The organism is Streptomyces sp. NPDC045026 (genome assembly GCF_056432625.1).
The window spans coordinates 59,716-82,597 of record NZ_JBWKIS010000018.1 but is presented as its reverse complement, the minus strand read 5'-3'; the positions used below and the strand labels follow the sequence as shown (position 1 = coordinate 82,597).

21 protein-coding genes are annotated in these 22,882 nt (G+C 70.5%); 11 read left to right on the top strand and 10 right to left on the bottom strand.

What is annotated here, in order from left to right:
• Nucleotides 1-152 precede the first annotated feature (152 nt).
• Entirely contained in the window at nt 153-1,637 is a 1,485-nt protein-coding gene (locus AC07EJ_RS30680; protein ID WP_478885492.1) for a cytochrome P450, read from the top strand.
• Between the two features lie 18 nt (nt 1,638-1,655).
• Here AC07EJ_RS30680 and AC07EJ_RS30675 read toward each other — a convergent pair whose 3' ends face one another.
• The gene (locus tag AC07EJ_RS30675) at nt 1,656-2,630 is read right to left on the bottom strand and encodes an RluA family pseudouridine synthase (RefSeq protein ID WP_478885491.1); all 975 of its coding nucleotides are present in this window, start codon (nt 2,628-2,630) and stop codon (nt 1,656-1,658) included.
• 77 nt (nt 2,631-2,707) lie between these two features.
• On the opposite strand from AC07EJ_RS30675, the gene AC07EJ_RS30670 reads away from it, so the two are divergent.
• The 4 genes from AC07EJ_RS30670 (at nt 2,708) to AC07EJ_RS30655 (ending at nt 6,247) form a co-directional block, all read left to right on the top strand.
• Nucleotides 2,708-3,304, top strand: a complete 597-nt coding sequence (locus AC07EJ_RS30670) for a GNAT family N-acetyltransferase (protein WP_393585521.1) — start codon at nt 2,708-2,710, stop codon at nt 3,302-3,304.
• Nucleotides 3,305-3,506: 202 nt separating this feature from the next.
• On the top strand, nt 3,507-4,154 hold the full coding sequence (locus AC07EJ_RS30665; protein ID WP_389490324.1) for a PadR family transcriptional regulator: 648 nt from the start codon (nt 3,507-3,509) through the stop codon (nt 4,152-4,154).
• 291 nt (nt 4,155-4,445) lie between these two features.
• Entirely contained in the window at nt 4,446-5,474 is a 1,029-nt protein-coding gene (locus AC07EJ_RS30660; RefSeq protein WP_389490327.1) for an ABC transporter ATP-binding protein, read from the top strand.
• A complete protein-coding gene (locus AC07EJ_RS30655; RefSeq protein WP_389490328.1) occupies nt 5,471-6,247 on the top strand; it encodes an ABC transporter permease in 777 nt (258 codons plus the stop codon). Before AC07EJ_RS30660 ends, AC07EJ_RS30655 begins: the two co-directional genes overlap by 4 nt.
• A gap of 51 nt (nt 6,248-6,298) precedes the next feature.
• Here AC07EJ_RS30655 and AC07EJ_RS30650 read toward each other — a convergent pair whose 3' ends face one another.
• Nucleotides 6,299-7,132, bottom strand: a complete 834-nt coding sequence (locus AC07EJ_RS30650; protein ID WP_389490330.1) for a siderophore-interacting protein — start codon at nt 7,130-7,132, stop codon at nt 6,299-6,301.
• Nucleotides 7,133-7,183: 51 nt separating this feature from the next.
• Entirely contained in the window at nt 7,184-8,122 is a 939-nt protein-coding gene (locus tag AC07EJ_RS30645) for a 5'-3' exonuclease (protein ID WP_393585517.1), read from the bottom strand.
• Nucleotides 8,123-8,371: 249 nt separating this feature from the next.
• Here AC07EJ_RS30645 and AC07EJ_RS30640 point away from each other — a divergent pair, with 249 nt between their 5' ends.
• From AC07EJ_RS30640 to AC07EJ_RS30625, 4 genes are all read left to right on the top strand, one after another.
• Nucleotides 8,372-9,496, top strand: a complete 1,125-nt coding sequence (locus AC07EJ_RS30640; protein ID WP_389490334.1) for a quaternary amine ABC transporter ATP-binding protein — start codon at nt 8,372-8,374, stop codon at nt 9,494-9,496.
• Entirely contained in the window at nt 9,489-12,107 is a 2,619-nt protein-coding gene (locus AC07EJ_RS30635; protein ID WP_478885490.1) for an ABC transporter permease/substrate binding protein, read from the top strand. Before AC07EJ_RS30640 ends, AC07EJ_RS30635 begins: the two co-directional genes overlap by 8 nt.
• 160 nt (nt 12,108-12,267) lie before the next feature.
• A complete protein-coding gene (locus AC07EJ_RS30630) occupies nt 12,268-12,843 on the top strand; it encodes a helix-turn-helix domain-containing protein (protein ID WP_389484015.1) in 576 nt (191 codons plus the stop codon).
• Complete coding sequence (locus AC07EJ_RS30625) at nt 12,840-13,586, top strand: helical backbone metal receptor (protein ID WP_389484012.1); 747 nt, start codon at nt 12,840-12,842, stop codon at nt 13,584-13,586. The genes AC07EJ_RS30630 and AC07EJ_RS30625 overlap by 4 nt, the downstream gene beginning before the upstream one ends.
• Nucleotides 13,587-13,633: 47 nt before the next feature.
• Here the strand turns inward: AC07EJ_RS30625 and AC07EJ_RS30620 are convergent, their stop codons facing one another.
• The 3 genes from AC07EJ_RS30620 to AC07EJ_RS30610 all read right to left on the bottom strand — a co-directional run bounded on the left by AC07EJ_RS30620 (nt 13,634) and on the right by AC07EJ_RS30610 (nt 16,865).
• Nucleotides 13,634-14,758 (bottom strand): catalase family protein, encoded by a 1,125-nt coding sequence (locus tag AC07EJ_RS30620; protein ID WP_389484010.1) that lies wholly within the window; start codon nt 14,756-14,758, stop codon nt 13,634-13,636.
• A gap of 55 nt (nt 14,759-14,813) precedes the next feature.
• A complete protein-coding gene (locus AC07EJ_RS30615; RefSeq protein ID WP_389484008.1) occupies nt 14,814-16,166 on the bottom strand; it encodes a Dyp-type peroxidase in 1,353 nt (450 codons plus the stop codon).
• A gap of 108 nt (nt 16,167-16,274) precedes the next feature.
• Nucleotides 16,275-16,865: a hypothetical protein gene (locus AC07EJ_RS30610; RefSeq protein ID WP_478885489.1), complete on the bottom strand. Its 591-nt coding sequence runs from the start codon at nt 16,863-16,865 to the stop codon at nt 16,275-16,277.
• Between the two features lie 175 nt (nt 16,866-17,040).
• Between AC07EJ_RS30610 and AC07EJ_RS30605 the strand changes: the two genes are divergently transcribed.
• On the top strand, nt 17,041-17,718 hold the full coding sequence (locus AC07EJ_RS30605) for a GAP family protein (RefSeq protein WP_389484003.1): 678 nt from the start codon (nt 17,041-17,043) through the stop codon (nt 17,716-17,718).
• A gap of 9 nt (nt 17,719-17,727) precedes the next feature.
• Here the strand turns inward: AC07EJ_RS30605 and AC07EJ_RS30600 are convergent, their stop codons facing one another.
• Complete coding sequence (locus tag AC07EJ_RS30600; RefSeq protein ID WP_478885488.1) at nt 17,728-18,849, bottom strand: TDT family transporter; 1,122 nt, start codon at nt 18,847-18,849, stop codon at nt 17,728-17,730.
• A 70-nt stretch (nt 18,850-18,919) separates the two neighbouring features.
• Here AC07EJ_RS30600 and AC07EJ_RS30595 point away from each other — a divergent pair, with 70 nt between their 5' ends.
• Complete coding sequence (locus AC07EJ_RS30595; protein ID WP_389483999.1) at nt 18,920-19,861, top strand: LysR family transcriptional regulator; 942 nt, start codon at nt 18,920-18,922, stop codon at nt 19,859-19,861.
• Between the two features lie 15 nt (nt 19,862-19,876).
• Here AC07EJ_RS30595 and AC07EJ_RS30590 read toward each other — a convergent pair whose 3' ends face one another.
• The 3 genes from AC07EJ_RS30590 to AC07EJ_RS30580 all read right to left on the bottom strand — a co-directional run bounded on the left by AC07EJ_RS30590 (nt 19,877) and on the right by AC07EJ_RS30580 (nt 22,881).
• Nucleotides 19,877-20,569: a gamma-glutamyl-gamma-aminobutyrate hydrolase family protein gene (locus tag AC07EJ_RS30590; RefSeq protein ID WP_389484021.1), complete on the bottom strand. Its 693-nt coding sequence runs from the start codon at nt 20,567-20,569 to the stop codon at nt 19,877-19,879.
• Nucleotides 20,570-20,595: 26 nt separating this feature from the next.
• The gene (eat, locus tag AC07EJ_RS30585; RefSeq protein ID WP_389483996.1) at nt 20,596-22,044 is read right to left on the bottom strand and encodes an ethanolamine permease; all 1,449 of its coding nucleotides are present in this window, start codon (nt 22,042-22,044) and stop codon (nt 20,596-20,598) included.
• A gap of 111 nt (nt 22,045-22,155) precedes the next feature.
• On the bottom strand, nt 22,156-22,881 hold the full coding sequence (locus tag AC07EJ_RS30580; protein ID WP_389483994.1) for a FadR/GntR family transcriptional regulator: 726 nt from the start codon (nt 22,879-22,881) through the stop codon (nt 22,156-22,158).
• Nucleotide 22,882 lies beyond the last annotated feature (1 nt).

Sequence of the window (22,882 nt, the reverse complement as noted above, 5' to 3'; positions counted from 1 at the left end):
CTGCCTGTTCGCTTCCGCCACAGCAGTCTTTTCCGCACGGCCGATCGCACACCGCCGATCCGGCACATCTGATTCCGCACTGCCGTTTGCCGCACAGCCGATTCCCACAGCCGTTTCCACACCGCCTTTTCCACACCACCGGAGCGATCACAGTGACGACTCCCTCCCACTCACACGCCGGCACGGACGAGGCCCCGCTCAGTCCGCCGCCCGGCTGCCCCGCCCACGCCATGGGCCCCGGCGGCCTGCGCCGGCTCTACGGTCCCGAGGCGGACGACGACATCGCGGCCGTCTACGAGAAGCTGCGCGCCGAACACGGCCCCGTCGCCCCCGTCCTGATCCACGAAGACGTGCCGATGTGGGCGGTCCTCGGGCACAGCGAGAACCTGCACATGGTCCGCGCGACCTCGCAGTTCAACCGCGACGCGCGCCACTGGAACGCCGTCCTCGACGGCAGCGTCACCCCCACCAACCCCCTCGCGCCGGTCTTCAGCTGGCAGCCCATCTGCAGCTTCGCCGAGGGCGCCGACCACCAGCGGCTGCGCGGCGCGGTCACCGGGGCGATCGGCACCATCGAGTCCCGGGGGCTGCGGCGCTTCATCAACCGCGCCTCGAACGAGCTGGTCAACAAGATCTGCGAGACGGGCGAGGCCGAGGTCGTCAGCCAGTTCGCCGAGCACCTGCCGATGATGGTGATGTGCCGGATCTTCGGCATGCCCGAGGAGTACAACGAGCGGATGGTGCAGGCCGCCCGCGACATGATCAAGGGCACCGAGACCGCCATCGCGAGCAACGAATACATCATGGGCGTCCTCACAAGGCTCACCGCCCGCCGCCGGGCCCGCCCCGAGGCCGACTTCACCAGTCACCTCATCGCCCAGCCCGCCGCCCTCGGAGACGACGAGGTCGCCCAGCACCTGCGCCTCGTCCTGATCGCCGCGTACGAGGCCACGGCCAACCTCATCGCGAACGTGCTGCGCGTGGTCCTTACCGACCCCCGCTTCCGCGCCAGGCTCAACGGCGGCCAGATGACCGTGCCCGAGGCGGTCGAGCAGTCCCTGTGGGACGAGCCGCCGTTCAGTGCCATGGTCGGCTACTTCGCCAAGGAGGACACCGAGCTCGGCGGCCGGCACATCCGCCGGGGCGACGGCCTGATCTTCGGCATCGCGCCCGGCAACGTCGACCCCGTCGTACGCCCCGACCTGTCCGCCAACATGCAGGGCAACCGCTCGCACCTCGCCTTCGGCGGCGGACCGCACGAGTGCCCCGGACAGGACATCGGCCGCGCCATCGCCGACATCGGCGTCGACGCGCTCCTGATGCGCCTTCCCGACGTCGAACTCTCCGTGGACGAGCACGAGTTGCGCTGGCGCTCCTCGATCCTCTCGCGGCATCTGGTGGAGCTGCCGGTGAAGTTCGAGCCGCGCCCGCCGCAGGACATCGTCGCCAAACCCGGCATCCGGCCGGTCCCGGAGCAGCGCGACGACTGGCAGGTGTCGACGCACGCTCCGCCGGCCCCGCAGCCCGCCCCCGCCGCTGCCCCGGAACCGCAGCAGCCGCCCGCCGCGTTCCCGGAGCCGGCCGCTCCGCCGCAGGGCGCCTGGCAGCGCTTCCTGCGCTGGTGGCGCGGCTACTGACCGGGCCGCACCCAGGCGCTACGAGGAGTGGGCGGGCGCCGTCGGCCCGCCGTCCGCCCACTCCTCGTACGCCGACCACGCCGCAAGCACCCGACCGCTCTCGAAGCGGTGCTCCTGGCCCGTCACCGGATCCCTGAACTCCAGGGTCCGCGCGAGGAGTTGGAGCGGGCGGCGGAAGTCGTCCGGCGCCACCGCGTCCGCGACCACGGGGTAGATGGGGTCGCCGAGGATCGGCAGGCCGAGCGCGTTCATATGGACCCGCAGCTGGTGGGTGCGGCCGGTGTGGGGGAGCAGCCGGTAGCGGCCGAGCCCGCCGCGTTCCCCGAGGAGTTCGATCCGGCTCTGTGCGTTCGGCTCGCCGCCCGGCACTTCGCGCGCGGCGAGTACCCCGCGCTCCTTCTCGATCCGACTGCGCACGGTCCTCGGCAGAGCGACTCCCGGGTCGTACGCGGCGACCGCCTCGTACGCCTTGCGCACCAGCTTGTCGCCGAACAGCGTCTGGTACGCGCCGCGTTCCTCGGGACGGACGACGAACAGGACGAGGCCCGCGGTGAGCCGGTCGAGCCGGTGCGCCGGCCCGAGCGCGGGCAGGTCCAACTCCCGTCGCAGGCGCGCCAGCGCGGTCTCGGTGACATGGCCGCCGCGCGGCGTCGTGGCCAGGAAGTGGGGCTTGTCGGCGACGACGATGTGCTCGTCCCGGTACACGATCCGGATCGCGAACGGCACCGGCACCTCTGGCGCGAGGTCGCGGTGGAACCAAACCCAGGCGCCCGGCGCGTACGGCGCGTCCGGCGTCACCGCGGCCCCGTCCGCGCCCACGATCCGCCCCTCGCGCAGCATCGCGTCGATCACCCCGGGCCCGGCCGCGAGCCGTTCCACGAGATGGTCGCGCACCGTGCTCCAGGCGCCGTCGAGCGGCAGCATGACTCGGAAGGGGTCGATGCCGTCGCGCTGCGGCAGCGGGGAGGGCGGAATGCGCCGCTTACGTCTCATCGCGGCCCAGCCTACGGGCGGCCGGCGGTCCCCAGAAATCGCGGACGGGGCGGGCCGCCAGGGGCAGGATGGAGCGCATGCCGATGACGATTTCGCAGGTCCTGGCCGCCGGCACGCTCGCCCGTGGCCCCCAGCCCACCATCGAGGCCGAGGGCGGCCTTGTCCTGAGGCCCTGGCGGGACGAGGACGTGCCGGCCGTGTACGCGGCGTTCCGCGACCCGACGATCCAGCACTGGCACGCGCGGATCGCGGAGTCCGAGGACGAGGCGCGCGGCTGGATGACGGAGTGGCGGGACGCCTGGGACGGTGAGCAGCGGGCCAGCTGGGCGGTCGCCACCGCGGACACCGGCGAGGTGGTGGGCCGCACGGGGCTGCGCACCGTCTCGCTGCACGAGGGGCTGGCCGAGGTCGCGTACTGGGTCCTGCCCGCGGCCCGGGGTGCCGGGGTCGCGCCGCGCGCCGTCGCCGCGCTGTCCCGCTGGGCGCTCGACGAGATCGGCTTCCACCGCCTCGAACTCCAGCACGCCGTCGGCAACATGGCGTCCTGCCGGGTCGCCCTCAAGTCGGGGTTCGCCCTGGAGGGCACGAAGCGCAGCGCGCTCCTGCACGCGGACGGCTGGCACGACTGCCACCTCCACGCGCGCGTGCAGGGCGACCGCAGTCCGGGGGTGTGACAGGGGCGTGGCGCGGTCGTATCGGCGTCGAAGCCCTCGCCTCTTGCGCACCCGTTCTTGCACACCCGTCTTGCGTACCCGCCTCATTCGCGATACATCGTGTATTGACCCTGGTGGCCCATCGCGATATGTTCGGCTACGGATATTCGGATACGAGGTGCAGCGCTTCCAGGTGAGGTGCGCGAGGGGTGAGGTGAGGTCCGTGGCCACGAAGCGGCGCAAGCTGGGCAATCCGCTGGCCCTCGCGGTGATGGTGCTGCTCATGGAGAAGCCCATGCACCCGTACGAGATCGCGCAGACCCTGCGCCGGCGCGGCAAGGACACCACGACGAAGATCAATTACGGCTCGCTCTACACGGTCGTACAGAACCTGGAGAAGCACGGCTTCGTCGAGGTCGCGGACGTGCAGCGACAGGGAAACCGGCCGGAGCGCACGCTCTACGGGATCACCGACGACGGCAGGGAGGAAGCGCTCGAGTGGCTCTCCGACCTGCTCGCGGTGCCCGCGCGGGAGTACCCGATCTTCGAGACGGCGCTTTCCCTGATGGGGGTCATACACCCCGACGAGGTGACGCGACTGCTCGAGGAGCGGCTGGCCTCGCTCGAGGTCCAGGCGGCGAGCGCGCGCGGCGGACTCATGAAGCTGTACGAGTCGCTGCCGCGGATCTTCCTCGTGGAGACCGAGTACCAGCTGCACATGGTCGAGGCGCAGGCCGAGTGGATCCGCGGCTTCCTGCGGGAGGTCAAGCAGGGCACGCTCGACGGCGTCGAGCAGTGGCGGACCTTCCAGGAGACCGGTGAAATCCCGCCGGAATTCGCCGAGTTGGAGGACACCCGCCCCGACCGGTGACCTCACCGCGAGAACGCCGCGACCGGTGACCCCACCGCAGGAAGAGAACCAGGAAGAGAACAGAGAGGCCGAGAGGGAAGCAAGCCGAGAGAGACAAACAGACCCCGGCGGGACTGTTACAGCAGTCCCGCCAGGGTCTCGAACCCCGGACCGACCCACCGTGCGGCGAGCCAGGCGATCGAGGTGCGGCACACCCAGGATAGCCCGGCGCTCTTCACGTGGATCGGCCGTCATCCGCTCACACCCGCGAGCGGATCAGTCGTCGTCCGCTCACACAGGAGAGCCGTCGTCATGAGCACCCGTGCGCCCGCAGTGCAGGCGCGTCAACTCGTCAAGACCTATCCCGGCGATGTCACCGCGCTCAGCGGCATGGACATCACCGTGGAACCCGGCACCGTCTTCGGCCTGCTCGGCCCGAACGGTGCAGGCAAGTCCACCACCGTCAAGATCCTCACCACCCTCGCCCGCCCCGACTCCGGGACCGCCACCGTCGCGGGCCACGACGTGCTGCGGCACCCCGACCGCGTGCGCCGCGCCATCGGTGTCGTCGCCCAGAAGTCCGGCGCCGACCCCGTCGCCACGGGCCGCGAGAACCTCCAGCTCCAGGGCCGGCTGTACGGCCTGCGCGGCGCGGACCTGAACCGGCGCGTCACCGAACTCCTCGACCGCTTCCGCCTCTCCGACGCCGCCGGGCGCCAGGTCAAGGGCTACTCGGGCGGCATGCAGCGCCGCCTCGACGTGGCGCTCGGCCTCGTCCACCGGCCCGAGGTGCTCTTCCTCGACGAGCCGACCACCGGCCTCGACCCGGAGGCCCGCACCGCGATGTGGGACGAGATCGCGCGCCTCGCCGGCGACGAGGGCCTGTCCATCCTGCTCACCACGCACTACCTCGAAGAGGCCGACCGGCTCGCCGAACGCATCGCCGTCGTCGACCGCGGCCATGTCGTCGTCGAAGGCACCCCCGACGGACTCAAGGGCGAACTGCGCGGGGACGCCGTCCACTTGGAGCTGCGCGCCGCCGTCCAGGACGCCGGACGCACGCTCCTGGAGGGCGCGCTCGCCGCGCTGCCCGGTGTGCGGGAGACCCAGTTCGACGGCCGGCGCGTCAGCGTCCGCGCCGACGACGGGGCCGCCGCCGTACCCGTCCTGCTCGCCGCGCTGGAGCGGGCCGGAGTCGCGGTCGCCGCCGCCACCGTCGCCCGACCCTCGCTCGACGACGTCTATCTCCGCTACGCGGGCCGCCGCTACTCCGAGGCGCAGGCCGCCACCGTGGACGAGTCCGCCGCCGACTCCCTCGCCCCCGCCGGAGGTGCCCGATGAGTACCGCGATCCCACAGACCTGGTACATGACGCAGCGTCAGCTCATGGTGTTCCTGCGGCAGCCCGCGTATCTGCTGATCACCCTGATCCAGCCGGTGGTGTGGCTGTTCCTGTTCGGCAACCTGTTCAAGAAGGTCGTCGAGCTGGGCGGATTCGGGACCACGACCTATCTCGACTACCTCATCCCCGGCGTCGTCGTGATGAGCGCGCTCAGCTCCAACATGTGGGCGGGCATGGCGACACTCGACGAGATCCAGCGGGGCACGCTCAACCGGTTCCTCACCACACCGGTGAGCCGTGGAGCACTGATGAACGGCAACGTGGTGAGCAACGGTCTGGTCACCGCGCTCCAGTCGGTCGTCATCGTGCTGCTCGGGCTCCTCGGCGGGGCCGAAGTGCCGGGCGGGGCGGGCGGAGTGCTCATCCTCGTCGCCGCCGCGGTGCTCCTCGGTACGGTGTTCGGCGCGCTGTCGAACGCCCTGGGCATGCTGGTCAGGGAGCGGGAGTCGATCATCGGGATCAACACGTTCCTGCTGCTCCCGCTGACCTTCTTGTCCTCGGCGTTCATGGCGCCGTCGCAGATGCCGTCGTGGATGCGGCACATAGCCGACTTCAACCCGCTCAACTGGGCGATGATTGCGGGCCGTTCGGCCATGTCCGCCCACCCGGACCAGGGCGACGTGCTGACCCGCGGCGGGGCGCTCCTCGTGCTGGCCGTCGTGGCGGTGTGGCTGTCGACCCGCACCTTCCGCTCGTACCAGCGCTCCGTCTGAGCGCCACGCCGCAGCTCTGAACACCACGCCGCAGCGGGGCGGGAGGTGGCCCTACGCCGTCTCCTGCTCCGCCTCCACCTGCGCGTTCCACTCCCGCTTCGAGGCCTGCCAGCCGTCCTCGTTGTGACCGAGGCGCCAGTAGCCGGAGATCGAGAGGTCCTCGCGCGGGATCTCGCGCTCGGTGCGCAGATGGCGGCGCAGCTCCTTCACGAAGCCCGCCTCACCGTGCACGAAGGCGTGCACCCGGCCGGCCGGGAACGCGAGCCCGCGTACGGCCTGCACCAGTGCCTCGCCCACCGGCCGGTCGCCGCGGTGCAGCCAGACGACCTGGGCGGCGGAGTCGATCTTCTGCTCCTCGGAGGCGTCGGAGACCTCCACGAAGGCATGGGCCACGGCGTCCTCGGGCAGCGCCTCCAGGGCGGCGGCGATCGCGGGCAGGGCGCTCTCGTCACCGGCGAGCAGATGCCAGTCGGCGCCGGCGTCCGGGGCGTAGGCGCCGCCGGGACCGGCCAGATGCACGCTCGCGCCCGGCTGTACGTCCCGTGCCCACGGCCCGGCGATCCCCTCGTCCCCGTGCACCACGAAGTCGAGCGTCAGCTCGCGCGCCACCGGGTCCCAGGCGCGCACGGTGTACGTACGCGTGAGGGGCCACTGATCGCGCGGCAGCTCCTCACGGATCCGGCCGAGGTCGAAGGGCTCGGGGTAGGTGACCCCGTCGAGCGGGAACTGCAGCTTCACGTAGTGGTCGGTGCAGCCGCCCGCGGCGAAGGCGGCGAGGCCGTCCCCGCCGAGGACCACGCGCTGCATGTGCGGGGAGAGCCGCTCGGTGCGCAGGACCTCGCCCCGGTGTGCCGTCGGCTTCCTGCGTTCCGGACGTTCCGCCATGGCGGCCTCCCCTGAAGATCACTGACTACTTAGGTTTACCTAAGTTAACACTCAGCGCTCCAGGGTGGTGAGCAGTCGCTGCAAAGATCCGCCCAAGCCCCAGTGCTCCGCGAGCTTGTCGAGGGCCGCGGGATCGCGCGCCTCGCGCGGCAGCGCCGTGTCCACGTCCGGCAGGGGCACGTCCCCGGCGACCCGCACGACCGTCGGCGCCACCGCGATGTACGGCCGCGACTCGTCCAGGCGCTTGCGCTGCGAAGGCGTCAGCTTCGACTTCGGGTCGTCGACGGCGGCCATGATCCCGGCCAGGTCCCCGAACTGCGCGAGCAGCTTCGCGGCCGTCTTCTCGCCGATGCCGGGCACCCCCGGCAGGCCGTCGCTCGGGTCGCCGCGCAGCAGTGCCAGATCCACGTAACCGGAACCGTCCACGCCGTACTTCTCGCGCAGCAGGGCCTCGTCGGTGATCTGCAGGGTGCCGACGCCCTTGAGGGGGTACAGGACGCGGCGCTCGCGGCCGTCGTCGACGAGCTGGAAGAGGTCCCGGTCGCCGGTGACGATGTCGACCGGACCGGTGGCCCGGCCGGTGAACGTGCCGATGACGTCGTCCGCCTCGTACCCCTCGACGCCCACGCGCGCGATGCCCAGCGCGTCGAGCACGTCCTCGATGATCGGGACCTGGGGGGAGAGCGTGTCGGGGATCTCTTCTTCGTCCGGCCCCGTTTCGGTCTCCTGCGCGACGCGATGCGCCTTGTACGAGGGGATCAGGTCGACCCGCCACTGGGGGCGCCAGTCCGCGTCCATGCAGGCCACGAGTGAGTCGGGGTGGTGGTCGTGCACGAGCCGGGTGATGAATTCGAGCAGGCCGCGCACCGCGTTGACCGGCGTCCCGTCCGGGGCCTTCACGGAGTCGGGGACCCCGAAATAGGCCCGGAAGTACAGGGAGGCGGTGTCGAGCAGCATCAGGCGATCGGTTCGCTGGGTCACGCACCACATCCTGCCGCAACGCACTGACAGTCACCGCCGCTCGCGGATGTGGCGGTTCCGGGTCCGGAAGTGAACGCAATGTGAACTGGAACACTCTTGCGTTTGATCTGCATAAGTGAGGGCAGGCGCCGAGCCGGAGCGGACCCGGTCACTCATTCAACAAGTGCATGGGTTTCCGGACTGCGAGTGGACCTCGCATCGCTCCACGGCCCGCCGGCGGGGGAGGCGGGCCGTCATCGTTCTACCCGAGAGGTGTATGTGTCCAGGCTGCAAGCCGAAGACCTGTACAAGGTGTTCGGCAGACGACCCGATGAAGCGGTGGAGAAGCTCCGCCACGGAGCAGACCGTGAGGAACTGCGCGCCGGCGGCACCACCGCCGCCGTGATCGACGCTTCCTTCACCGTCGAGCCGGGCCAGATCTTCGTCGTGATGGGTCTGTCGGGCTCCGGCAAGTCCACGCTTCTGCGCATGCTGAACGGACTGCTCGAGCCCACGGCTGGGCACGTCCGCTTCGACGGCCAGGATCTGACCGCGCTCAGTCCCCGCGAACTGCGTGCCGTGCGCTCCAAGAAGATCAGCATGGTCTTCCAGCACTTCGCGCTCTTCCCGCACCGCAGCGTGCTCGAGAACGCGGCGTACGGCCTCGAGGTCCAGGGCATCGCGCGCAAGGAGCGCGAGGCGCGCGCTGTCGAGGCACTGCGCCTGGCCGGTCTCGCCGGCTGGGAGAAGTCCTGGCCCGACGAGCTCTCCGGCGGTATGCAGCAGCGCGTGGGCCTGGCCCGCGCGCTCGCCACCGACGCGGACCTGCTCCTCATGGACGAGTCGTTCAGCGCGCTCGACCCGCTGATCCGCCGCGACATGCAGGACCAGCTCCTGGAGCTCCAGAAGACCCTGAAGAAGACCATCGTCTTCATCACCCACGACCTCAACGAGGCCATGCGCCTGGGCGACCGCATCGCCGTCATGCGCGACGGCCGCATCGTCCAGATCGGCAGTGCCGAGGACATCCTCGTCACGCCGGCCAACGACTACGTCGCCTCGTTCATCCAGGACGTGGACCGCTCCCGCGTGCTGACGGCGGGCGCCATCATGACCGCCCCCGGCAAGGAGTACGACCCGGCCGACGCGCCCGCGACGGTCGCCGAGGACACCCCGGTCATCGAGCTGTTCACGCCGTGCTCCAGGGACGGCGTCGCCGTCGCCGTGACCGACAAGAGCGGCGAGCTCATAGGCGTGGTCACGCGTGAACGGCTCCTCGCCGTGCTCGGTGAGCCGATGAAGCCCGAAGCGCAGACCTCCATGACCAAGACTCTGCAGGACGCCGTCCCGACGCCGCGTGGCGAGGGCGACGAGCCGGTGAAGAAGGTGAGCACCGGTGCCTAGGATTCCCTTCGGTGACTGGGTCAACGACGTCGTCGAGTGGCTGCTCAGCAACGCCGCATGGCTCTTCGACTTCTTCAAGAACGTCTTCAACGGTGCCTACGACGGCATCAACTGGGTCCTCCAGGCCCCGCAGCCGCTGATCCTCGCGGGCATCTTCGCGGTGATCGCCTTCTGGCTGCGCGGCACGGTGGCCGGTGTCCTGACCTTCGTAGGATTCGCGTTCATCGACTCCCTCGAACTGTGGGACCACGCGATGATGACGCTGTCGCTCGTCCTCGTGGCGACGATCATCGCGCTGGTCATCTCGGTGCCGGTCGGTATCTGGGCGGCGCGCTCGAACCGGGTCAGCGCCGTCGTGCGCCCCGTCCTGGACTTCATGCAGACGCTGCCCGCGATGATCTACCTCATCCCGGCCATCCTGTTCTTCGGCTCGGGCGCCCCCGCGGGCATCGTCGCGACCCTGATCTTCGCCCTGGCCCCCGGCGTCCGCATGACGGAGCTGGGCATCCGACAGGTCGACAAGGAACTGGTCGAGGCCGCCGACGCGTTCGGTGACACCCCGCGCAACACGCTGTTCCGCGTCCAGCTCCCGCTCGCGCTCCCGTCGATCATGGCCGGTGTCAACCAGGTCATCATGCTCGGCCTGTCCATGGCCGCCATCGCGGGCATGGTCGGCTCCGAGGGCCTCGGCGCCGACGTGAACGAGGCCATCGGCCAGCTGAACGTCGGCCTCGGCTCCGAGTCCGGCGTCGCCATCGTGATCCTCGCGATCTACCTCGACCGCATGACCAGCGCGCTCGGCACCCAGGCGTCCCCGATGGGCCGCCGCGCGCTCGCCAAGGTGCGCGCCGCGCACGGCCTGACGGTCTGGAACTACCGCCCGCGCCCCGAGGTCGCGGTCGTCGGCGTCGTCATCCTCGCGCTCGTCGCGGGCGGCATGGGCATCTTCGGCGGCTCGAAGAGCGACAACCCCGTGACCGACGCGTCCAACGTCGGCCAGGGCAAGAAGATCTCCATCGGCTACATCCCGTGGGACGAGGGCGTCGCCTCCACCTTCCTGTGGAAGGAGATCCTGGAGCAGCGCGGCTTCGAGGTGCAGGCCAAGCAGCTCGACGCGGGTCCGCTCTACACGTCGCTGGCCTCCGGCCAGATCGACTTCGAGACCGACTCCTGGCTGCCGACCACCCACGCGCAGTACTGGAAGAAGTACGGCAAGCAGCTCGACGACCTCGGCTCCTGGTACGACCAGACGTCCCTGGAGCTGTCGGTGCCGGCCTACATGAAGGGCATCGACTCGCTCGAGGACCTCAAGGGCCAGGCCTCGAAGTTCGACGGCAAGATCACCGGCATCGAGGCGAGCGCCGGCGAGATGAGCCTGCTCAAGAGCAAGGTGCTCAAGGAGTACGGCCTCGACAAGGAGTACAAGGTCGTCGACAGCTCCACGCCGGCGATGCTGGCGCAGCTGAAGCGCGCGTACGCCAAGAAGCAGCCGATCGTCACGACGCTCTGGTCCCCGCACTGGGCGTACAACGACTACAAGCTGAAGAAGCTCAAGGACCCGAAGGGTTCCTGGGGCAAGGGCGACGGCGTGCACACGCTGTCCCGCAAGGGCTTCGCCGCCGACAACCCCCAGGTCGGCAAGTGGCTCAAGAACTTCAAGATGACCGAGAAGCAGCTCACGAGTCTTGAGGCCGAGATCAACAAGGCCGGCAAGGGCAAGCAGCAGGACGCCGTCAAGACGTGGCTGAAGGCGAACCCCGGCTTCGTCAACAAGCTGGCCCCGGTCCAGAAGTCGTCGACGGCCGGCGGCAAGGGCGAGGCCGCCCGTCCGGTGAACGTCGCCTGGTTCCCCTGGGACGAGGACGTCGCGGTCACCTACCTGTGGAAGCGGGTCCTCGGCGACCGCGGCTACAAGCTCAACCTCAAGCAGATGGACGTCGGCCCCGTCTACACGGGTCTCGGCTCCGGCGACCTGGACGTCAACTTCGACGCCTGGCTGCCCTATGCCCAGAAGAACTACTGGGACAAGCACAAGGACAACCTGACCGACCTGGGCTCCTGGTACAGCCCGACCTCGCTCGAGGTCGCCGTGCCGTCCTACGTGAAGGGCGTCAAGTCCCTCCAGGACCTCAAGGGCAAGGGCTCCACCTTCGACGGCAAGATCATCGGAATCGAGCCGGGCACCGGCGAGATGAACCTGCTGAAGAAGAACGTCCTGCCGGGCTACGGCCTGGACAAGGAGTACAAGGTCGTCGACGGCTCCACGCCCGCGATGCTCGCCGAGCTGAAGCGCGCGTACGCCAAGAAGCAGCCGGTCGCCGTCGTGCTCTGGTCGCCGCACTGGGCGTACAGCGAGTACAAGCTCAACAAGCTGACCGACTCCAAGAAGCTCTTCGGTGAGGGCAACACGATCCGCACCATCGCCAACAAGAGCTTCCCCTCGAAGTACCCCCAGCTCACGAAGTGGTTCAAGAACTTCAAGATGAGCGAGAGCGAGCTGGGCAGCCTCGAGGCGGAGATCAAGAAGCGCGGTCAGGGCCATGAGGAAGAGGCCGTGGACGCGTGGCTGAAGACGCACGCGGGCGTCGCGGACCGGATGGCTCCGCAGTAGTTCCCGAGTACGTTCCGAAGTAGTTCCCCAAGCGCGTGGGCGGCCGGTGTTCAGCACCGGCCGCCCACGCGCTTTCCCCCGCTCACATGAAACCGTCCGGCGAACCTGCGTAGGGTGCAAGGAGCCGACGGGTGACGACGCGCGGGAGGGAGCCGGAGGGATGGACGAACACAAGGAGACTCTTCGGGTGGGCGCGGCCGTGCGGCGCAGGCGCCGGGCCCAGGAGCTCACCCTTGCCACCGTGGCCGAGCGCAGCGGCCTGTCCGTCCCGTTCCTGAGCCAGGTCGAGAACGAGCGCGCCCGGCCGAGCCGGCGCTCCCTGGAGAAGGTCGCCGACGCGCTCGGCACCACGGCGGTCGAGCTCCTCGCCGCCGCCGATCCCGCCCACACCGTGGACCTGGTGCGCGCGGACGACACCACGGTCGCCGAGGACGCGTCCCACGACTCCGTCGTGCGCTCCCTCGTCCGCGGTCACCACCAGCTGCACGCCGAGGAGTTCATCGGCGACCACGACCAGGGCCGCGAGTTCCAGCTCCGCAACGACGTGCTCATGTACGTCACGGAAGGGGCCGTCGAGGTCGAGGCCGAGGGCCGGGCCTATCGCCTGGGTCGCGGTGACACCCTGTACCTGACCGGTGGCGTACGGCACCGCTGGCGGGCCACCGGCGCGGACGCGCGCGTGCTCGTCGTCGCGGTCGCCGAACACATCGAGGCGCTCGACGAACCCGGACGGTGACCGTGCCCAGCGCCCCGCGCGTCGTCTCCCTCGTCCCCTCGCTGACCGAAGCGGTCGCCGTCACCCTGCCCGGAGTGCTCGTCGGCGCCACGGACTGGTGCACGCACCCGGCGGACCTCGGCAGCGGGCTCGTACGGATCGGCGGCACGAAGAACCCCGACGTCGCACGCATCACCGCCCTCGCCCCCGACCTGGTGATCGCCAACGAGGAGGAGAACCGCGCGCCCGACCTCGCGGCCCTGCGCGCCGCGGGACTCGACGTCCTCGTCACCGAGATCCGAGATCTGCCGGGCGCGCTGCGCGAGCTGGAGCGGGTCCTTCGGGCCTGCAGCTCTCCCGGCAGGCCCCGCTGGCTGGACGAGGCCGCGGCGGCCTGGGGCGGGCTGGACTCACCGGCCCGGCGGCTGCGCGCGACGGTGCCGGTGTGGCGGCGTCCCTGGATGGTTCTCGGCAGGGACACCTTCGCCGGTGACCTGCTCGCGCGGCTCGGCGTGGACAACGTGTACGCGGACCACGGCGAGCGCTATCCGCGCCTGGCGGCCGACGAGTTGCGCTCGGCGGACATCGACCTGGTGGTGCTGCCCGACGAGCCCTACCGCTTCACGCGCGACGACGGACCCGAGCAGTTCCCGGTGCCCGCCGCACTCGTCAGCGGGCGCCATCTCACCTGGTACGGGCCGTCGTTGGCGCAGGCGCCGGAGGTCCTGGGCGCGGCACTGCGAGCAGCGCATCCGCGGATGTAGCTTCTGCGAGATTCTTTCCCACATCAACGGCGCGGCCCGGGAGTCGATCAAGCACCGAGCACCTCGTCGATGCTGCGCGGCTCTGTGCGCGGCTGCTGGTTGAGCTTGTGGCGCTCGATGGAGGATTGCCGGTAGACCTCTTTGCGGGCCCGCATGATGTTGCCCAGGGGCGCGTGCTCGGCGGTGACCCGCCAGGGCGTGAAGGAGAGCGAGTCCATCTTCTCCAGGTTTTCCGGGCCGGAGATGTCCTGCTGCGGCAGCCGCAGCTTGGCCACGGTGACGGACGGCGAGAGCTGCTCGGGCCACTCCACGGTGGTGTCCTCCACCGGCATCCGCTCCAGGTCGGTGCAGAGCTGTACCTGGATGTCGAAGGCGTAGGGCCGCTCCTGCAACTCGGCCTGCAGGGCCGGCCGGAAGACCTCCGCCGCCGAGGCCGGGTCGATGTCGCGCCGGACCACCGCGGAGGCGAAGGACGGCTCGGGGGTGATGCGCACCTTGGCGATGTAGTCCCCGTGCCGGACCGCGCCCATCGTCCAGTAGCTCGACAGCAACAGGTTTGCCGGAGGGGTCTTCGACAGGCGCAGGAAGGCCAGGAACTCGTCCCACGCCCAGTTGTCCTGGTCCAGCGTTCCCTTTCCGGTCACGAACTCGGTGAAGAAGCGACGCGCGCCGGGTCGGCCCTGGGAGAAGTAGGCCGGCGCGTTCAGGAACAGTTCCTGGATGAACAGGTAGTGCTCGACCGTGTTGCAGAAGAAGATCGGTCCGTTGATGTTGGCGTAGTCGAAGGTGCCCGTGTCCCGTTCGTCCTCCAGCAGGGTCGGGCCGGGGATGTCGAAGATCTTCAGCGCCAGTCCGGTGGCGGCGCCCAGTCGCACGTCGGGTCCGGCGTGCGGCGAACCGTTGGAGAAGCGGATGAGCGCATCGTGGGTTCCCGGAGTCGCGTAGATGCCTTGGGCGTAGGCGGGTGGCAGCCCGTCCAGGATCTCCACTTCGCCCTGGACCAGCCCGTAGCCCTTGGCATGAGCGTCGCGGAGGGCCCGGCCGGTGCCACCGGCCGTGACCGACTCGGCGATGTAGCTCTCGGTCTTTTCGATCACCGTCTGCAGGCTTTGATCGAAGTGCGGGTCGTCGTCTTCGACGTCCGGCGTGTAGGGGACGAACTGTGCTGCCATGACGTCGACCTCTCCTCAGAGACCGTGGTGGGGCCTCAGGGCGCAGGAATTACCCTCAGCCCTCCAGCTCAGCGAGCCAGCGCAGGGCGCGCAGACCCGGTACGAAGCAGTACTCACCGCCCCGGGTGACCACGAAGCTGGGCAGGTTCTGCAGACGCCGCCGGACCGGCTTCTCCGGGATGGTGACGCGGCCGGTTCCACCGTGATGCCCGGCCACCGGGTCCTTCTCGCCGGGGTAGCCGATGAAGTTGCCGTCGTTGACCCACTCGGCCTTGATGAACTCAAACTGCCGTTCCAGATGGGCCCCGAGGAAGACTCCGACCAGGCCGCGGTCGGCGCCGTCGTCCTCCAGTACGCCCTCGGGCAGCGGCGGGCCGTAGGTGGTGCCGCGGCGGATGAGGCGGTGCATCCGTGCGTCGCCGATGATGGTGGAATCACGGGGGTTGGTGCGCCGGATGTGCGCACCGGCGGGGCACCGGAAGCCGCGATCGTCGTTCTCCCGGTACAGGAAGTTGTTGACGCGGTGCGGATCGGCCGCGAGCTCCGGATCATCGTGCTCCGGCGTCAGCGTCAGCGGCGCCCCGCTGGGCCAGCGCCCGACCATCTTCGCCGCCAGGAGTGCCTCCTCCTCTGCACTGGAGGAGTTCGCGCGCAGGTACTGCCGCCAGGCCGCCACGTTGGTGTGGATCTTGCGCACGGCCGCGTAGGTCCCGTTACGTCCCAGCACGTCCGGGCTGGGCATGGGCGGCAGGCTGCCGGTTTCGTCGGGGTAGCCGAGGATGAACTCGCCGGCCTTGATGGGGGCTTCCTGCGGGTTGGAACCCGGCAGTCCGACGCCCTCGATGTTCGGATGGCTGATGCCGTCGCGGAAGCCGAAGGTGGTGCGCCCGGTCGGGAGCTGGTGGACCTCCTGCTGCCAGATCACCTGGACACCGGGCGTGTCCTCGTAGGCGACGCGAGCCCGCTCCAGCTCCTTGTCCAGCTGCGCCGCATCGGAGGAGAGGGCGCTCAACGCGATATGGACATCGCCCGTTCCGAACGGTGCCTCCCAGTGCGCTGCGGCACTCTCGCCCACGTCACCGATCAGCTCCGCCCGAGCGGCCATGCCCTCACGGAAAGCCCGCGGAAAGCTGTCCAGCGACTCCTGAGGCACCCCCAGGGCCTCCAGGCCCTGGTAGGTGAACGCCACGGCCACCCAGGCGTCCTGGCTCGGGTCCACGCCGGGCAGACCACCCGAGGTCACCGGGAGCAGCCGCCGCAGCAGGGCACGCCCGGCGTGGCGGTCGTCGACGCGCAGGAAGACGAACTTTCCCTCGTACGGCACGGGCCGTGGACGCAGTGCCCCGCTTTGGACGTCGTCGATCTCGACGCGCACGCTGGCCGCGCTGCTGCTTGCCGTCGTGTTCATGCTCGCTTGTGCCTCCATGTCGGCCTCTGCCCGGGCAGCCTTCAGCGGCCGACCCGCGCCCGACGCGGGCCACCGGTGTCGGGTCGGCTCTGAGGGTTTGTTGTGTCCCTAGGCCGCGGCTTCCTCCAGCAGCTTCTGGAAGGCCGGCGTGGCCAGCAGCTCCGCGTTGGCCGGGTTGTCCAGCATCGCCCGGAATTCGGCGGTGTCCAGCACCGCCTCGAACGCCTCGTCCACGCGCTGGTCCTTCCAGATCTGCTGAACGGTCAGATCGGGGTACGAGCTGACGAAGACTCCCGCGGGCTCCTGCTGGGAGACGAACCAGTCCTTCACCCCGGGATCGGCGACCCCAGGGAACCCTTCGGTGTGCGAGAAGACCTTGTCGAAGCGGGCCCCGACCACTGTCTTGGCGAAGTCGTCGATGTAGGTGTCCCAGGAGCCGTCGAAGACGCTGGCGAACATGAACCGGGTGTCGTTGTCGAAGATCACGTGCCGTGCGTCGTGCAGGGTGCCGATCTGGCGCAGCGCTCCACGGGCTTTCTCGTCAGCCGTCGCGTCGGCGAGCGCGGCGAGATCCTCACGCAGCGCATCCGCGTGGCCCGGCTTGATCTTGGTAAAGACGGTGAACTCGCTGCAGACCCCATCCGACCTGCCCGGGCGTTCGGAGTGAGCCGACTGGGCCGCACTTGTCGTCGCAGTCATCGTGAGGTTCTCCTGCCACGGATCGGTGCGAGGGTCGCCAAGCGTCCGAACATGAGGCGCCGTCGCCCTCACATCTCAATCCTCACGGTGGACGCGCTGCCTCGCATCTTGGCCCCCGAGGACAGATCCGGCCCGACGCAGGAAGATGGAATGGGATCCCTCACCGGAGGCAACCATGGGCGCAGTTCTCGGTGACGTGTTGGGTTTTGCGGCCGCCGTCGCGATCAGCCCGCTCCCGATCATCGCCATCATCCTCATACTCGCGACGCCTCGGGGACGTCTCAACGGCCCCCTCTTCACCATCGGCTGGATTCTGGGACTCGCGGCACTGGGTGCGGTGATGCTGGCGATCGCCTCCCCCGCAGGTGCCTCCGCCCACAGTCACCCGGCCACCTGGGTGGGAGCCCTCAAGCTCGCTCTGGGCGTGTTCCTCGTCCTCTTCGGCGCCCGGATGTGGCACCGGCGTCCGAGAGATCCCTCGCAGGCCCAGCTGCCGAAATGGATGGGCGCGATCGACCGCCTCACGCCGGTCAAGGTCTTCGGACTCGGACTGGCCCTGGCCGCGCTCAACGCCAAGAACGCCCCGCTGACCATCGCCGCGGCCGCCTCCATCGGCTCAGCCGGACTGCCGGTCGGTCAGCAGATCGCATCGCTGGCAATCTTCGTCCTGATCGCCACCCTCGGCCTGCTTGCCCCTCTGGGAGTCTTCCTGCTCGGTGGAGAGCGGGCCAAGACCACGCTGGGCAACTGGAAAGACTGGGCCGCGCAGCACAACGTCGCCGTGATGGCCGTCCTGTTCTTCGTACTCGGGCTGAAACTGCTCGGAGACGGCATCGCGATCCTCACCTCCTGACCGGCCTACTCACTTTCGTCGAGGTGCTGCGAGCAGCTCTGCGCTGATCAGGCCGCGGACCGTGAGCACGGCGGCGACGGCCCAGGCGCCGACGAGCACGGCGTACAGGACGACCGCGAGCCCGTCGTGCACCGCGAGCGCCGTGTGCTGCGCGAGGCCCTCCGCGCCCGTGACACAGGTGCCGACGGGGAACGTGAACGCCCACCACGTCATCGAGAACCGCATGCCGCGACGGCGCGCCCGCACCGCGAGCGCTGCCGCGAGCGCCAGCCACAGCAGCGCGAACCCCATCACGGGGACGCCGTACAGGACGGCGAAGACGCCGAAGCCCTGGGCGTACGGGGCCGGCAGGACGCCCGGCGCGGTGTCCGCGAACTTGTTGACGGCGGTCGTCGACTGGCCGAGGGGGCCGAGCACCAGGAACAGGGCCGGCGTGAGCATCAGCGGCAGCGGGCCCGCCGTCACCAGGCGCGCGAAGATCAGCGGCAGCATCAGCGCGGTCGCGAGCAGGCTGAGCCCGAACATGGCGAAACAGGCGATGAGCAGTGTCTGCTGCCACTGGCCCGACGGGAGATGCGGCACCAGGAGCGGGCCGACGGCCGCGGACACCATGGGAGCCACCACCGGCAGCAGCCACACGGGGGACGCCTGGCCGGGCTCGATCCGGTGCCTGGCCACCATCAGGTACGGGATTGTCACCGCCGCGGCGAGCCCGATCACCGTCCCGGCCGTGAACAGCACCGTGTCCAGGGCGACGGCCGCCTGCGTCCCGATCCAGTCCTGGCCGACGAGCATCGTGCCGGCGCCGACCGCGAGCAGCGCCATCGCGAGGCAGCCGTAGAACGGGGCCACGGCCGGGTCGAGCAGATGCTCCTTCGCGCGGTCGCCGTGGTGCGTCCAGTGCAGGACGCGGGCCGTCAGCAGGGCGACGAGCGCCACGAGGGACAGCGCCCACATCGCGGTGCACAGGGTCCGCAGGCCGGGAACGTGCACGGGCAGTCCGGCGCCCGCGTTCGCGATGATCGCGGTGCCCATCACGGACGCGTACCAGTTGGGGCCGAGATGGCGCACGGCAGGACACCGGAGGGACGGGATGCGGGGTGCCGTGAGCGGCCGGGTGGCGGTGACCATGACTCCACGGTCGCGCCGGGCCGCTCACCCCACCAGGGACCATGCCTCTATGTGGGCATAAGCTGGATTTATGAGTGGCGATACGGCGGGCGCGGCGGACGGTTCGACGGCGGGGGCGGGGCTCGCCCACCGGGTCCCCGACCTCGGCGCCCTGGAACTCCTCCTCGCCGTGGCGCGGCTCGGCAGCCTGGGCCGGGCCGCCCGCGAGACGGGCATTACGCAGCCCGCGGCCAGCAGCCGCATCCGCTCCATGGAACGCCAGCTCGGAGTCGCCCTGGTCGACCGGTCGCCGCGCGGCTCACGGCTCACCGACGCGGGCGCCCTCGTCACGGACTGGGCGCGGCGGATCGTCGAGGCGGCGGCGGCCTTCGACGCAGGGGCACAGGCCCTGCGCGACCGCCGTGACTCGCGGCTGCGGGTCGCCGCGAGCATGACGATCGCCGAGTACCTGCTGCCGAACTGGCTGCTCGCGCTGCGCGCGGAGCGCCCCGACACGGCGGTGTCGCTCCACGCGGGCAACTCGGCGGCGGTCGCGGAGCGCCTCCTGTCCGGCGACGCAGACCTCGGCTTCGTCGAGGGCCTCGCGGTGCCCACGGGCCTGGACGCCACCGTCATCGCCCACGACCGGCTCATCGTGGTCACCGCCCCCGGGCACCCGTGGGCCCGGCGCAGGAAGCCGCTGTCGGCGGGCGAACTGGCGGCGACCCCGCTCATCCTGCGCGAGCGCGGCTCGGGCACGCGCCAGGTCCTCGACGCGGCCCTCGGCGGCCTGGCCCGCCCCCTCATCGAGCTGTCGTCGACGACCGCGGTGAAGGCGGCCGCGGTGAGCGGCGCGGGCCCCTCAGTCCTGAGCGAGCTCGCCGTCACCGAAGAGCTCGCCGCGCGCAGGCTCGTCGAGATCCCGCTCGAAGGCGTACGGCTGCACAGGGACCTGCGCGCGGTGTGGCCGACGGGGCACCGGCCCGTGGGGCCGGCCAGGGATCTGCTCGCGCTCACCCGCGGGCCGGCCTGAGCGCTGCGCGGGGCGTCAGGAGCCGCCCCGTGCCGCCGCGTGTATCAGGCCCTTCATGACGCGCGCGTCCTCGCCCATCTCGGGGTGCCACTGCACGCCGAGCACCCAGGTGAGGCCCTGGAGTTCGACCGCCTCGACCGTGCCGTCCGCCGCGTGCGCCGACGCGACCAGACCCCGGCCGAGACGGTCGACCGCCTGATGGTGGTAGGTCGGCACGTCCGACTCCTCGGACACCAGCTCGCCGTACCGCGTCCCGGGCACGGGCGTCACCGCGTGCGTCCCGAAGACGCCGATGTCCTTGACGTGCCCCTCGATGTGCTGGGTGAGTGTGCCGCCGAGGGCCACGTTCAGGAGCTGCATGCCCCGGCAGATGCCGAGCAGCGGCTTGCCGGACGCCAACGCGGCGCGGATCAGGGCGAGTTCCCACGCGTCCCGTTCCACCGCGGGCGGGCCGGTGCGGTCCTCGCGCTCGGCGCCGTACCGGCCCGGCTCCACGTCGGGCCCGCCCGCGACGACGAGCCCGTCGAGCCGCGCGACCACCGAGGGCGCGTATTTGGGGTCGTCCGGCGGCACCATCGCGGCGAGGCCGCCCGCGGACTGCACGAGCCGCGGGTACCCGGCGGGCAGCAGTGCGGCGGGCAGCTCCCACACACCCCAGCTCGCCTTCGCCTCCCAGTAGGTACTGACCCCGATCAGCGGTCTGCCCATCATGTGCCCGTGCTCCCTCGCCATGGTCAGTCCCGTTCCAGTTCGGCCTCTGCCGCCGCGAGCGCCGCGAACTCCTCCTCGGGGGCCCGCGCCACCAGATGCCTGCGGCTGTAGGCCCCGAAGTACCCGATCGCCACCGCGTACACCCCGAGCGCGATCAGCGCCGCCGTGACGTCCACCAGGAAGGTGGCGACCAGCGCCGCGCACGCGAGGACCAGCGCCACGGAGGACGTGAGCACGCCGCCCGGAGTGCGGTACGGCCGCTCGAGGCCCGGTTCCCGGCGCCGCAGCACGATGTGCGACAGGGACATCAGAGCGTACGAGATCGTCGCGCCGAACACCGCGACGTTCAGCATGCGGGCACCGTCGCCCGTCGCGGCCGCCAGTGCGAAGCCGATGGCGCCCGGAACGAGCAGGCCGAGGTAGGGCGCCTTGCGCCGGCTGGTGAGCGACAGGAAGCGGGGGAGGTAGCCCGCGCGGGAGAGCGCGAAGAGCTGGCGCGAGCCCGCGTAGATGAGGGAGAAGAACGACGCGACCAGGCCCGCGAGGCCCGCGTAGTTCACGATGCGGCTCAGCGCGGTCGCCTTTCCGTCGGGCTGGAGCGCCTCGACGAGCGGGTTGCCCGCCTCCTGGATCGCCGCCGAGCCGCGCGCCCCGGAGGAGGCGAGGAACGTCAGGACGGCGAGCACCACGAGGATCGCCATGGACCAGCGGATCGCCCGGGGCAGCGTGCGCGCCGGGTCCTTGGTCTCCTCGGCCGCGAGCGGCACGCCCTCCACGCCCAGGAAGAACCACATGCCGAACGGGAACGCCGCCCAGATCCCCAACAGACCCATGGGAAGCCAGGAGTTGGCGCCGAACGCGCCCGTGTCCACCGGGATGTCGTTGAGCTTCGACGCGTCGAAGTCGGTGAACGCGGCGACGGCGAACACGAGCAGCGCCGCGACCGCGATGCCCGTGACCACGAAGCTGAAGCGCAGCGCCTCACCCACGCCCCACAGGTGGATGCCGATGAAAACGAGGAAGCAGGCCAGGTAGACGGGCCAGCCGGAGGTCAGGCCGAACAGGCCGAGCGACTCGACGTAGTCGCCGATGAAGATGGAGATGGCGGCCGGTGCGAGGACGTACTCGATGAGGATCGCCGTGCCGGTGAGGAAGCCGCCCCAGGGGCCGAGGGCGCGGCGCGCGAAGCCGTAGCCGCCGCCCGCCGTGGGCAGCACCGAGGACAGCTCGGCGAGTGAGAACACCATGCACGCGTACATGACGCCCATCAGGGCCATGGCGATCCCGAGGCCGCCGAAGCCGCCCTGCGCCAGGCCGAAGTTCCAGCCCGAGTAGTCGCCGGAGACGACGTACGCGACGCCGAGCCCGGTCAGGAGCAGCCAGCCCGCGCTGCCGCGGCGCAGCGTTCTGCGTTCCAGATAGTCGTCCCCCGTATCACCGGTGGGGCGGGTGTTCTGGGTGTCCAAGGTCATGGCGCGGGCTCCCCGTCGTACGGTGGATGCTCAATGGAGTGGATCCATACCTTTGCGGGGGGCGCGCGAAGAAATCAAGACCCCTGCGTTACGCGCCGGTTAATGACGGGCTCAGGTCAGGAAGCCCCGCAGGAGGGCGGCCGTGCCCGCGCAGTGCTCGCGCATCATCTCCCGCGCCCCGTCCGCGTCCCCGTCGAGCACCGCCTCCACCAGGGCCGTGTGCTGGCGCTGCGAATGCTCCAGGTTCCGTACCAACAGCGGGATGCAGTCGAGGAGGTCGTTCACCGTCGCGCGCACCGCCGCGTACTGCGCCGCGAGCGAGGGTGACCCGCACAGCTCGGCGAGCGTGAGATGGAGCAGCGTGTCGAGGCGGCGGTAGTCGGCGAGCGGGGCGTCATGCGTGCGCGCGAGTGCCGCGCGCAGCCGCTCGCCCTGCCCGTCCGTGAGGCCGTGCGCGGCGCACAGGCCTGCCGCCCCGACTTCCAGGACCTCCCGGAAGCGCAGTGCGTCCTCGACGTCGACATCCTTGAGGCGGCGCCGCAGCTCGTCCTCGCCCGGCGCATCCGTGCGCGCCACCACGAACGTGCCGCCGTAGCGCCCGCGCCGCGACTCCACCAGGCCCTGGTCCTGGAGCACCTTGAGGACCTCGCGCAGCGTCACCCTGCTGATCCCGAGCCGGTCCGCCAACTCGCGCTCGGACGGCAGGCGTTCACCCCCCGGGACCAGGCCGAGCCGGACGACCTGGAGGATCTGCTCCAGGGCCTCCTCGAATCCGTTGCCCGCCCGCACGGGCCGCAGCACCGGCGTGAGCCGGTCGTCGCCATCGGTGTGCGACATA